The sequence below is a fragment of the Haloarcula sp. JP-Z28 genome (genome assembly GCF_011440255.1).
Taxonomy (GTDB): domain Archaea; phylum Halobacteriota; class Halobacteria; order Halobacteriales; family Haloarculaceae; genus Haloarcula; species Haloarcula marismortui.
Map to the genome: position 1 here is coordinate 1 of NZ_JAAOHT010000098.1, position 12,134 is coordinate 12,134.

Annotated in this window: 11 protein-coding genes; 7 read left to right on the forward strand and 4 right to left on the reverse strand. The window is 64.5% G+C overall.

The window, feature by feature from the left end; genetic code table 11:
* Together G9463_RS21860 and G9463_RS21865 are read left to right on the forward strand one after the other, a co-directional pair.
* Positions 1 to 1,581: helicase-related protein (locus G9463_RS21860; RefSeq protein ID WP_255458724.1), on the forward strand; the 1,581-nt coding region annotated here is incomplete at its 5' end.
* A 205-nt stretch (positions 1,582 to 1,786) separates the two neighbouring features.
* A complete protein-coding gene (locus tag G9463_RS21865; protein ID WP_225307815.1) occupies positions 1,787 to 2,026 on the forward strand; it encodes a hypothetical protein in 240 nt (79 codons plus the stop codon).
* Between the two features lie 183 nt (positions 2,027 to 2,209).
* Here the strand turns inward: G9463_RS21865 and G9463_RS21870 are convergent, their stop codons facing one another.
* On the reverse strand, positions 2,210 to 2,866 hold the full coding sequence (locus G9463_RS21870) for an HAD family phosphatase (RefSeq protein ID WP_165897822.1): 657 nt from the start codon (positions 2,864 to 2,866) through the stop codon (positions 2,210 to 2,212).
* Positions 2,867 to 2,984: 118 nt separating this feature from the next.
* Here G9463_RS21870 and G9463_RS21875 point away from each other — a divergent pair, with 118 nt between their 5' ends.
* The 5 genes from G9463_RS21875 to pheT all read left to right on the forward strand — a co-directional run bounded on the left by G9463_RS21875 (position 2,985) and on the right by pheT (position 10,124).
* Positions 2,985 to 3,707 (forward strand): endonuclease NucS domain-containing protein, encoded by a 723-nt coding sequence (locus G9463_RS21875; RefSeq protein ID WP_165897823.1) that lies wholly within the window; start codon positions 2,985 to 2,987, stop codon positions 3,705 to 3,707.
* A gap of 87 nt (positions 3,708 to 3,794) precedes the next feature.
* Positions 3,795 to 4,802, forward strand: a complete 1,008-nt coding sequence (gene endA / locus G9463_RS21880; RefSeq protein ID WP_004960627.1) for a tRNA-intron lyase — start codon at positions 3,795 to 3,797, stop codon at positions 4,800 to 4,802.
* A gap of 130 nt (positions 4,803 to 4,932) precedes the next feature.
* A complete protein-coding gene (locus G9463_RS21885) occupies positions 4,933 to 6,582 on the forward strand; it encodes a tryptophan--tRNA ligase (RefSeq protein WP_165897824.1) in 1,650 nt (549 codons plus the stop codon).
* 276 nt (positions 6,583 to 6,858) lie between these two features.
* Entirely contained in the window at positions 6,859 to 8,370 is a 1,512-nt protein-coding gene (locus G9463_RS21890) for a phenylalanine--tRNA ligase subunit alpha (RefSeq protein ID WP_011224539.1), read from the forward strand.
* Positions 8,370 to 10,124: a phenylalanine--tRNA ligase subunit beta gene (gene pheT / locus G9463_RS21895; RefSeq protein WP_165897825.1), complete on the forward strand. Its 1,755-nt coding sequence runs from the start codon at positions 8,370 to 8,372 to the stop codon at positions 10,122 to 10,124. The genes G9463_RS21890 and pheT overlap by 1 nt, the downstream gene beginning before the upstream one ends.
* 33 nt (positions 10,125 to 10,157) lie before the next feature.
* Here pheT and G9463_RS21900 read toward each other — a convergent pair whose 3' ends face one another.
* The 3 genes from G9463_RS21900 to G9463_RS21910 form a co-directional block, all read right to left on the reverse strand.
* Complete coding sequence (locus G9463_RS21900) at positions 10,158 to 10,637, reverse strand: RDD family protein (RefSeq protein ID WP_004960639.1); 480 nt, start codon at positions 10,635 to 10,637, stop codon at positions 10,158 to 10,160.
* Positions 10,638 to 10,676: 39 nt separating this feature from the next.
* Complete coding sequence (locus G9463_RS21905; RefSeq protein WP_165897826.1) at positions 10,677 to 11,729, reverse strand: quinone-dependent dihydroorotate dehydrogenase; 1,053 nt, start codon at positions 11,727 to 11,729, stop codon at positions 10,677 to 10,679.
* 105 nt (positions 11,730 to 11,834) lie between these two features.
* Positions 11,835 to 12,032: a hypothetical protein gene (locus G9463_RS21910; RefSeq protein WP_004516407.1), complete on the reverse strand. Its 198-nt coding sequence runs from the start codon at positions 12,030 to 12,032 to the stop codon at positions 11,835 to 11,837.
* Between the last annotated feature and the right edge of the window lie 102 nt (positions 12,033 to 12,134).

The following is a 12,134-nucleotide window of genomic DNA, read 5'->3' on the forward strand; positions in this document are numbered from 1 at the left end:
CGCGATGAGATTACCGAACGCGACATCCCCATGGGCGCACGCGGGGACTACGACTTTCACAACGACGCCGCCGACCTCTCGAACGATACGCTTCGCCAGTCCGTGCTCGACGGCGTAGGCTTTCACCACGCCGGCCTCGCGCGCGAGGACAAAAACAGGGTTGAGCAGTGGTTCAAGGAGGGGAAGATTCAGCTCCTCTTCTCGACCTCGACGCTTGCCTGGGGCGTGAACCTCCCCGCCCGCTGTGTCGTCATCCGCGATACCAAGCTCCACGACCCGCTCGAAGGCGAGGTCGATATGAGCCCGCTCGATGTGCTCCAGATGCTCGGTCGCGCGGGCCGGCCGGGCTATGACGACATGGGCTACGCCTGGGTCGTCTGTGACCGCTCGGACGCTGACAAGTACCGCCGCCTCCTCCGGGATGGCAAGGAAATCGAGTCCCGATTGGCGGCTGAACTCGACGCCCACCTGAACGCCGAGATCGCGCTGGGCACCATCGACGACGTGGACGACGTGATGGACTGGCTCGCCACGACATTTTACTACGCCCGCTCGCAGTCGGCCCCTGACGAGTACGACGCCGGCAGCGACCTCCGAAACCGAGTCAGCGACACGCTCTCGGCGCTCGTCGACGAGGGCTTTGTCGAGCAAGAGGGCCTCAACGTTGAGCCAACACGGCTCGGCCAGCTCGCCTCGAAGTTCTACCTCCGGCTCTCGACCGCACGCCGGTTCGCGGACGTCGCCGAACGCTGTCAAGACGCCGCCGACCCGGACTCCGCTGTCTCCGTGGATGCTGACGACCTGCTGACCGCGGTGGCCGGCGCAACTGAGTTCGACAGTGTCAGCGCCCGTTCCGACGAAGAGGACGCTGTCCACGCAGTTCTCGGGGACAGTGTCGACGACAGCCTCGACGCCGGCCAGCGCAAGGTGCTGGCCATCCTCCGCTCGGGTATGACCGGGACGACGCCGACAGAACTCAAAAGCGACGCGTGGGTCATCCGCCAAAACGCCCTGCGCCTGCTCGCGGCGATGCGGGAGTTCGTCGACACGCTTGGCCCGGCCCGCTACGCAAACCTCGCGTGTCGGGTCGAGGCCCGCGTCGAACACGGCATCAGCGCCGACGCTGTTGGGCTGACGGCCATCGATGGTGTTGCCAGCGGCCGCGCGGGCAAACTCGCCGCGGCGGGGCTCACGTCCCCCGCTGACGTGGTCGAAGCCGGCGAAGACGGCCTCGTCCGTGCCGGGCTCTCAGATGGTGTTGCCGAGCAAGTGCTTGCCAACGCGCGGGACCTCCCCGTCGTTTCCATCGACTGGGGCGATTTTCCCGAGACAATCGCGCCCGGCGACAACGATATGCGGGAGGTAACGGTCGAAAACACCGGCGGCAGCGCCCGCGCGGGCCTTCGGGTCACGGTTAACGGGCGTGAGATGACCGCCAAACCGTCGTATCTCGGCCAGGCCACGCTTCCGGTTGCTGTCTTCGGCGCGGATGCCGACGAACTTACCTTCACCGTCGAGGTCGCGTTCCCCGCGCTGCCGCTCCCGACAATTACCGAAACCCGGTCAGTGCTTGTCCGATAACTGCCGTTTCGGCTGTTGGGCTGAAACACGCTCAGAACGCTCGATAAAATTTATAAACACTTTTCGAAGCGTTATATGCTTCTGTGAAACATCGCTGAAAGGTGCTGAAATCCCGTTAATATTCCGAAAAGAGCACGAATTCTCCCCAAGGGTCTGGCGTTTATATGGGGGTATGGGTTCTTACGAAGAACTGAGGAAGCCCACAATGTCCAGTGCATCGCCCTTCCGTTCCCCGATGGAAGCCGCCCCCAGTAGCGTCGCCCTCCGATCACTCACTCGTCCCCTGCAATTCATCGCGTTCTGGCTGGCTATCGTCACGCCGCTGGCATACCCGCCGCTGCTGCTGGGCGGACTGGACAGTCAGAGCTTCCTCATCTTCGTGGGTGTCGTTGCCCTCAACGTCTTCGGCCTCCTCGCGGGCCGCGGATACGGTGACCCCGCCTGACCTGGCCGGGTCTTCCTCCCCCTCCACGTGGCAGTTCCGGTACACAGTTTTGTGGTTCTTGAATCGCTGCACACCGTCCTAACACCAGCCCGGTCTTTGGTCCAGTTCTGCATCCGAGAGCCATTACCAACCATTTCTGAGTCTGTCCTCTCTCCACCGTCGCACAGACCCTATACCGGGTTGTTACACACCGCCTAACAGTACCTGTCGCAGCGATGCAGCGTCGTCCGCGGTCTCGTGCACCATCGAGAGGTCCGTCTCGTCGCCATCGCCACGGAACCCGACAGTCGTCATCCCGGCGGCGACGGCGGCCCGTGCGCCCGCGGTAGAGTCTTCGACGGCCCAGCAGTCCTCCGGCGCGACGCCCAGCTCCGCCGCACCACGTTCGTAGATGTCCGGCTCCGGTTTGCCGGGGCCGTCGATGTCGCCGGCGCTGATAGCGACGTCGAACTTCGAGAGAAGGTCGAAGCGCTCGTCGGCCACGTCGATCCAGGCCCACGGTGCAGAGGTCGTCAGCGCCAGCGCCACGCCGGCGTCCCGCAGGTCGTCGAGCAGGTTGTGTGCCCCATCAAGAAAGGTCGCCTCGTCACCGTAAATCCGCTCGCCGTGCTCCTCGAACAGTCCCTCGAACACCTCACGACTGATTTCGAGGTCGTACTCGGCGCTCAGGTCCGGATACACCTCTCGGTAATTTCGACCGGTAATCGCGGACAGCGGGATGTCGTCGTTCGGCGCGGCCGTCGGAAGGATATCCTCGCGCTGGGCACGGACCCAGTGATCCTCGGACTGGACGAGCACGCCGTCCATATCGAAACAGACCGCAGCAGGCGGGACACTCATTGCCTCCCTGTCGCTTGGCGATGGCTTTGGCTGTTGCGACTCCGGCAGCGACGACCGCGCTACGAAGCTCCGTCCACCGACTGAGGGTTTAAATACTGGTATATAGGCAGGTCCGTCTATGCACGACGGAACCCGTGTGATAGCTGGCGAGTGTACGACTGTCTTCGAGGGACCGCGCGAGCGAGAGCAGCGCGGCGATGTCCTCGTCGTCGTTAAACCGGACAACACTGTTCTCGTTCACGACGCTGAGGGGTATCAGCCCGTTGCGTGGCTCACGCGCGCCGAAAGCGTCACCATCGACAGCGGAACGGTGACCGCCCGTGACGGTGACGAACTCCTCCGGGTTGTCACTCACGACGAACACGGCAGTGCCCGCTATCCGGCCTCGAACGCCGGCGTCCCGGTACGTGACTGCCCAGACTGCGCCGGGACCTTGGTTCGCGCTCGAAGCGAAGTCACCTGTACCGGCTGTGACGCCGCCTACGGGATTCCGAGCGATGCCGCGGTCACCGGCGGCCGTTGCGGAGACTGCGGACTCCCCACGCTTCGGGTGGAACGCGGGCGGGCGTTCGAACTGTGTCTCGACCGCGGCTGTGACTCACTGGACGACGCTGTCACTGCGGCCTTTGACCGCGAGTGGGACTGTCCCAACTGCGACGGTGACCTGTTGGTCCTCCGCCGCGGCGGCCTGCTCGCCGGCTGTGAGCACTACCCCAACTGTGACACTGGCTTCTCGATGCCGTCCGGCGTCGTCGTCGGTAACTGTGACTGTGGCCTGCCGCTGTTCGAAACCGCTGGCGGCACGCGCTGTTTGGACAGTTCTTGCGAAGAACAGGGGTGAGAGCTGGGTCTCCACACCCGCCCCATCCGGTTTCGCTGACGGCTCGGACCCGTAGGGGCTTTGTCGCCGCGGGAGCCACGTCAGGGCATGGAACTGACGCTTGAGGGCGATGTCGTGCGGGCCGGCTACGAGGCGCGCGAGCGCTTCTACGACTCGCGCGGATACGGCAAGGTCCGTAACGGCGACATCGACCTGGCTCCGGTGGAGGCCGCACACCTCCTCTACCGCGGGGATATCGAGAGCATCGACGGCATGGATTTCCGGGGGTTCCTCGGGTCGGCGGCCGTCTCTGAGGTCGATTTCGCTGTCTACAAAGACCTGCGGGACCGCGGCTTCTATCTCACGCCGGCCCGCGAGGGATGGGTCGACGACGCTGCGGGCGCGGATTTCGTCGTCTATCCGCGCGGGAAGGGGCCGTGGGACAACGAGGTCGCCTACCGCGTCAGGATAATTGGCGAACGCGATACGGCTGTGGCCACTGATCTGGGCGGCTGCGTGCTGGCGGTCGTCGACGAGGAGAGCGAAGTGACGTACCTCGATACCGACCGACGCGAGGTCTCCGGGACCAGCGACGCCGCCGTCCCAGCGACGGCGGGTGAACTGCTCGGAGAGCGGGTGGTGTGCTGGGAACCGCCGGCGGAACTGTACGAACAGGCGTTCTACGGGCAGCAACTGGGTGACGACGGCGCGGTTCAGCTCTCGCTCGTAGAGGCTGCGTACCTCACACAGGAAGGGATGCTTACAGTCGAGGGCGGAGCTGACGCTGTCGTCGAGCGAGGCCGCGAGGTCGAGGGCGACCGCTTCGACCGCCGGCTGGCCGTCTATACGGCGCTGCGAGCGAGCGGCGTTGCGCCAAAGACCGGCTTCAAATTCGGCGCGGACTTCCGGACCTACGCCGACGTCGAAAGTGCCGAGAACCTTGGGCACTCAGAGCTACTGGTGCGAGTCCTGCCGGCTGACCACCGCTTCGAACCGCGGGACCTCGCGCTGGACGTGCGGCTGGCCCACGGCGTCCGGAAGACGATGGTGTTTGCGCTCACGACAGACGGCGGCGACGAGATTGAATGGGTGGCCGTCGAGCGGCTAACGCCCTGAATCGGCCGAACATTGCAGCGCTAGACTCCCGCTCGTTTACTGGCTCGGACAGCGCACCGAAACGAACCCTTTTTGCGCCGACCGGAACCAAAGCACCTGTAACGTGGCTCACCGCGAGCCGACCACATCCATGACAACGGACGACTCCCACCACGACGACGCATCGCCCGACGAGGACTGCCGCCAGTCGGGCGGAACGTGGCGGGAGCCTGACGCCCGCTCCGGCGGCGGACCAGTGCTACCGGACGGCGGTACTGAGGCTGAAGGGGCCGACGAGGCGACGCTCGACCCGTGGGGCTCTTCGACTATTGCCGACTACCGCAAGCTGTTCGAACAGTTCGGTATCGAGGAGTTCGATGAGGTGCTCCCCGAAGTTCCCAACCCCCACTACCTGATGCGGCGCGGCGTCATCTTCGGCCACCGGGACTACCGACCGGTCGCCGACGCAATGCGTAACGACGACCCCTTCGCAGCGCTGTCGGGGTTCATGCCGACCGGCGACCCCCACATCGGCCACAAGCTCGTCTTCGACGAGATCATCTGGCATCAACAGCAGGGCGGGGACGCGTACGCACTCATCGCGGACCTCGAAGCCCACAGCGCCCGCGGGCTGTCGTGGGACGAAATCGACGAGCACGCGACGAACTACCTGCTGTCCCTGCTCGCGCTGGGATTCGACCCCGACGAGGGGACGCTGTACCGTCAGTCCGACAACCGCGAGGTACAGGACTTGGCGTTCGAACTCGGCGCAGAGGCAAACTTCTCGGAGTTGCAGGCCATCTACGACTTCGATGGCGAGACCGACATCTCCCACATGCAGTCGGTCGTCACGCAGATGGCCGATATCCTCTATCCGCAACTGGACGAGCCCAAGCCGACGGTCATCCCCGTCGGCCCGGACCAGGACCCGCACATGCGGCTGGCCCGAGACCTCGCCGCGCGGATGCGGTACTTCGGCGTGACGGAGGCGTTCGCCAGTTTCGAAGCCGACGGGGTTGAGCGGACACTGCTCCGCCAGGCCTACGACGCCCGCGAGGAGTACGCCGAGGACGCCGACCGACCACGGTGTGGCGAGGCTGCCGACTGGCTGCGCGACCATCAGCCAGCGCCCGCCGACGCCCGCGAGTCCGTCGTCGCGAAACTCGACGAGGCCGGAAAGGAACCGCTCCGACCGCGGATTCGGTTCCTTGACCGCAACGCCACCGACGCGGCCTTCGAGGCCCTCATCGAAGCCATCGACGGGGAGAAACGGGTGTACGACGAGCACATCGACACGTTCGACCTGGACCACGCCGAGGCTGAGGAGCTGGCTCGCCAGGTCGAACTCGACAACGGCGGCTACGGCTTCCAGCCGCCGTCCTCGATCTACCACCGGTTCATGACCGGCCTCACCGGCGGCAAGATGTCCTCGTCGATTCCAGCCTCCCACATCTCGCTGCTGGACGACCCGGAGGACGGCTACGACAAGGTAAAATCGGCGACTACCGGCGGTCGCTCCACGGCCGAGGAACAGCGGGAGAAAGGCGGCAAAGCCGACGAGTGCCCGGTGTATGAACTGTACGCGTATCTGCTCTCGGGCGACGACGACGAGTTCGCCAAAGAGGTCTACGACGAGTGCGTCGGCGGCGAACGCCTCTGTGGCGGCTGCAAAGAACAGGCCGCAGAGCTGATGGAGCAGTTCCTCGAAGAGCATCAGGAGAAACGCGCGGAGTGGGAAGACAGGCTCGACGAACTCGACATCGATCTCGACTCCGACCGCGCGCCGACGAGCGCGGACTGAGAACCGGGCCGCCACAGCCTGCTTCGTGTCGAGACGAGCACACGCACAACGTTTATATCTGCCAGCCACAACCGCTCAGGTATGGCACCCGAATCCCACCGTGCCGGCGTCGCTCGCCAGCTGTCCGCTCGTTCGGGGTTCGGCTTCTTTTTTGCTGCCTGACCGCGTGTGGACTCTGACGGCGTCGAGAGGCGTGGTCGGACGAAACCGCGAGCAGGAAGTGAGAACCGTTAACTGAGCGACCCGCGGTTATCCCCACAAGACCGAGACACCCGTATGAAACGACCACAGGCACAGGTGGCCGTCCTGCAGGCCGCCGACGCACAGGAAGACAGGCGTATCGACGACGTGGCTGCGGAGGCTGACCTCAAGCCGGAAGCGGCCACCAGAGCGGCGTTCGAACTCGAAGCCGACGGACTGCTTGCCGTCTCCGAGGAGACGCTGGAACACTACGAACTCACCGAGGAAGGCGACCAGTACGTCCGCGAGAGTCTGCCCGAACAGGACCTTTACGAGGCAGCTATCGACGCCGGCGCAGCTGATGGTCCGGTCCAGATGGGACAGGTCATCGGCGCGTCTGGCCTCGAAGGCGGCGCGGTCGACATCGCGCTCTCGAACTACGCCCGCAAGGCTTACGGTGAGATCGACAGCGGCGAAATCACGGCCAACCAAGACGCCGACCCCGGGTCCGACCCCGAGATGCTGGCACTGGAGGCCGTCGCAGACGGGCGTGTCGAGGACGCCGATGCGGACGCGCTCGAGCAGTTGGAACGGCGTGGGCTCCTCGACGTGCGTGAGGAAACCGTCCGCTCGGTCCAGCTCACCGACGACGGTGTCACCGCGCTGATGGAGGGCGTCGAAGCCGCCGAGACCGTCGACCAGCTCACCCCCGAGATGCTCACCAGCGGCGAGTGGGAAGACGTGGCGTTCACCGAGTACAACGTCGAGGCCGACGCCGAGGACGTGAGCCACGGCAAGGAACACATCCTCCGCCAGACGGCCAATCGCGTGAAGGACACGCTCGTCGGCATGGGCTTCTCCGAGATGGAGGGCCCCCACGCCGACGCCCAGTTCTGGATCAACGACTGCCTGTTCATGCCACAGGACCACCCGGCGCGGACCCACTGGGACCAGTTCGCCCTGGAGGAGCCAGAGGAGATCGGTCACCTCCCACCGGACCTCGTCGAACGGGTCCGCTCGGCCCACAAGGAGGGTGTCGGCCCCGACGGCGAGGGGTACCACTCGCCGTGGACCGAGGACATCGCCCGCGGGATGGACCTGCGCGGCCACACCACCTCGCTCTCGATGCGGTACCTCTCGGGCCATCAGGTCGGCGAACTTGACCCGCCCGAACGCTACTTCAGCGTCGAGAAGGTGTACCGCAACGACACGCTCGACCCGACCCACCTGCTCGAGTTCTTCCAGATTGAAGGCTGGGTGATGGCCGAGGACCTCTCCGTGCGGGACCTGATGGGGACGTTTACGGAGTTCTACGAGCAGTTCGGCATCACCGACCTGGAGTTCAAGCCCCACTACAACCCCTACACGGAGCCGAGCTTCGAACTGTTCGGCACCCACCCCGAGACCGGCGAGGTCGTCGAGGTCGGCAACTCCGGTATCTTCCGCGACGAGGTGCTCACGCCGCTGGGCGTCGACTGCGACGTGATGGCGTGGGGCCTCTCGCTCGAACGACTACTCATGCTCATGTACGGCTTCGAGGACATCCGCGACGTGCACGGGACGCTGTGTGATCTTGAACTGCTGCGGGAGACGGAGGTGATTCGCTGATGCCGGTCGTCGATGTCGACCCTGATGAACTGCGGTATCTGACCGGGCACGACGAAAAAGACGACGACGAACTCAAGTCGGACCTGTTCAATCTCGGGCTGGAATTCGAGGGCTGGACCGAGGACGACGAGTTCCAACTGGAGTTCGCGCCCGATAGATTGGACCGCCTCTCCGTCGAGGGGGTCGCCCGGTCGCTGCGGTATCACTACGGCGACGACCGCGGGGTGGAGATTCCCAACACGAACAGCGCTGACTGGACAATTGAGGTCGAGGACCAGCCCGACGAGCGCCCGTATGTCACCGGTGCTATCGTCCGCGGTCTGGATATGGACGAGGCCGCGCTGGAGTCGCTCATCCAGCTGCAGGAGAAGCTCCACGCGACGATGGGGCGCAAGCGGGCGAAAGGCGCTATCGGCGTCCACGACCTGACGATGCTGAAGGGCGACTCGGTCACGGACGAGACTGGTAAGTCCATCACTTACACCAGCGCCGACCCCGACGAGGCGACGTTCGTCCCGCTGGACGCCGATGCGGAGATGACTCCCGGCGAGGTCATCGACTCTCACGAGACCGGTCAGACCTACGGCGACCTCGTGGCCGACTTCGACCGCGTACCGGCCATCTACGACGCCATCGGTCTGTTCTCGTTCCCGCCGGTCATCAACGGTCGACGGACCGAGGTCAGCGTCGACTCCCGGGACCTGTTCATCGAGATGACCGGGACCAACCAGTGGACCATCGACCACATGTGTAATATCGTCTGCTACGCGCTCGCCGCCCGCGGCGGCCAGGTCGAAAAGGTCGACGTGTCCTACGCTGAGGACGCGCCCGGGGAGTACGCCGGCAAGACGCTGGAACGACCGGACTTCTCGGTCCGGACGAAGACGGTCACGCACGACCGAATTGAGTCCATCCTCGGCGTCTCACTGGACAGCCGCGAGGTCATCGACTACGCCGAGCGCGCCGGCCTCGATGCGACCGAGACTGAATCTGACGACGGTGTGGCATACGACGTTGAGGTCCCGCCGTACCGCGTCGATGTCATCCACCCGCTGGACATCATCGACGACATCGGCCGGGCGCTCGGATTCAACAGCCTCGAACCGACTTACCCCGACGTGTCGACGGTCGGCGGTCGGCATGAACGGTCTCGGCTTGAGGACGCCGCCCGCGACGCGCTCGTCGGCTTGGGCTTCGAGGACCTGCTGAACTTCCACATGACAAACGAGGTCGAGAACTTCGAGCGGATGAACCTCTCAACGCCGGAGGCCGAAGACGGAAACGACGCAGACACTGTCGGTCTGGCTGACCCGGTCACCATTCAGGAGCCATACAGCGAGGACTACACCATCCTTCGGACGTGGGCGCTTCCATCTATCATGATGGTGTTGGAGAACAACACCCACCGGAGCTACCCGCAGGACCTCGCCGAAATCGGGCTGGCCGCCGGTCTCGACGACTCGGAGAACACCGGCGTCGCCGAACACCGCACTGTTGCCGCCGCGCTCGCGCGCACAGACGCCTCATACGAGGACGCGAAGGCCCGACTGCAGGCGCTCGCCGACGCCTTCGACAAGGACCTCGAAACGCCACCAACCACGCATCCGTCGTTCATCGGCGGCCGCGCTGCCGAAGTGGTTCTCGACGGGGAGTCGGTCGGCGTCATCGGCGAGATTCATCCGAAAGTGCTTGTCGAACACGATCTGGAGCTGCCGGTCGCAGCATTCGAGTTCCGGCTGGACGCGCTGGCGTAAGTCCGGCTGAGCCGGCGCAGCGCTCCCTCGGCTCTACCTATCGCTCGGATATACGTACTCTACGTCGCTCGGCTTCTCGGCTTCCTCTTCGTCGGTTTCGATGACGATGGTCGATGAGAGCTTGTTGAACAGCCGCAGCCCCTCCTTCTCGTAGGCCAGCCAGCCGACGAGGATATCGAGGGGCAGCAGGAACGCCTTGCCGAAGCTCTCGATGGCCGCTGTCACGTAGTCGATGGCCTCGCCGCGTTCGTCCGTGACGGCGATACTCATCACTATTTTGCCGACCGACTGCCCTTGCCGGCCTTCCAAGACCGTCCAGTACACGAAAAGGCCGAGCCCGTTCAGGCCGGTGAACGGAGTGGTACCCGAGAGGCCGCCGGCCAGGAGAGAGAACACGCCAGCGGCCTCGCCAAGTGCGGAGAGGACGGCACCGACGAGCAGGATGTCGAGGAGCCACGCGAGAAAGCGGTCGTCCCAGGACGCGATGTGCAGCGTACGGCGGGTGTCGGCCATGTCGGCGGTTCGCTGCAACTGTACTTCAAGACTCGCCAGCTACAGGTCTGCACCGACGGCGTCCTCGACCGAGTCGAAGCCGTCTTCGGCGAGCAAGTCACGCAGTCCCGAATTGATTTCGCGGGCGATTGACGGACCGCGATAGACCAAGCCGGTGTACAACTGGACGAGTGAGGCCCCGGCGCGGATCTTCCGGTATGCGCCCTCCGCTGTCGAGACGCCACCGACGCCGACGACGGGCACGTCGACACGCTCGGCGACGAACCGTACCATCTCAGTCGCCTGATTTTCGATTGGCTTCCCCGAGAGGCCGCCCGTCTCGACCGCATTCGGCGAGCGCAGACTGGCGGGCCGTTCCGTCGTCGTGTTGGTCGCGACGACGCCGTCTAGGTCGAGTTCAGTCACCAGATCAAGTGCATCCTCAACTGCCGGCTCGGGGAGGTCCGGCGAGAACTTCACGAGCAGCGGGGCCGCGCCAGCGTCCTGTAGCTCACTGAGGATCGCTTCCATCGCGTCACGGTTCTGCAACTCCTCGAACCCTTCGGAGTTGGGGCAGGAGACGTTGACGACAAAGAAGTCCCCGCCTTCGGCGACGTGTTCGTACGTGGTCCGGTAGTCGTCTGGGGCCTCATCCGTTCCGACGTGTTCCGTCTTGGCGATGTTGACGCCGACCGGGAACGGGGCGTCGACGTTTTTCAACCGCTCGCCGATGACGATGGCCCCGTCGTTGTTCAGTCCCATCCGGTTGATGATGGCCTCGTCTGCCTTGAGCCGGAACATCCGCGGGCGGGCGTTCCCCGCCTGTGGCTCGGCCGTGACACCGCCGACCTCGGCGAAGCCGAAGCCGAGCGATGCCAGGGTTTCGGGGATTGTCGCGTTCTTGTCGAATCCAGCGGCGACGCCGACTGGATTGTCGAAAGTGTGGCCAAACGCCTCCACGGCGAGTCGCTCGTCAGCGACGGTGTAGCGGTCGGCCATCACGTCGGCGACACGTGTGCCGTCGACTGTCTCTAGCAGTCGGTGGACACTCTTGTTGGCGGTTTCTGCTGGCAGCGAAAACAGGAACGGTTTCGCGATATCGTAGGGTCTCATTGTGTGGGTGGTCCGGTTGGTTCAAAGAACGGTGGTGACCGACAGAGATCGAGCGTCGGCCCAAACAGCCCCGCCCAGTGGCACTGTGTCACCGCCGATGGTGCCTCAAAAGTCGTGTTCGACCTCTTCCGGGTCTGCTTTCTGGATAATAATCTTGTTGTCACGGACGCGAACGAACACCTCATCGCCGATCTCCATCCCAGCGACGGCTAGCTCGTCTTCATGAATGTTGATATGTACGTTGTGGTACTCGCCGTCCTCATCTTTGGCGCCACTCGGGCTAAGCTTCTTCTTTCGCACCATCGCGCTATCCTACTCCGCACTTCACCGCAGGATACACTTAAGTCTACCGTGCCGCCGGTCGCTGGCTGGCGGTTTTGTGGACGCGCGTGACGATTTTAGTCC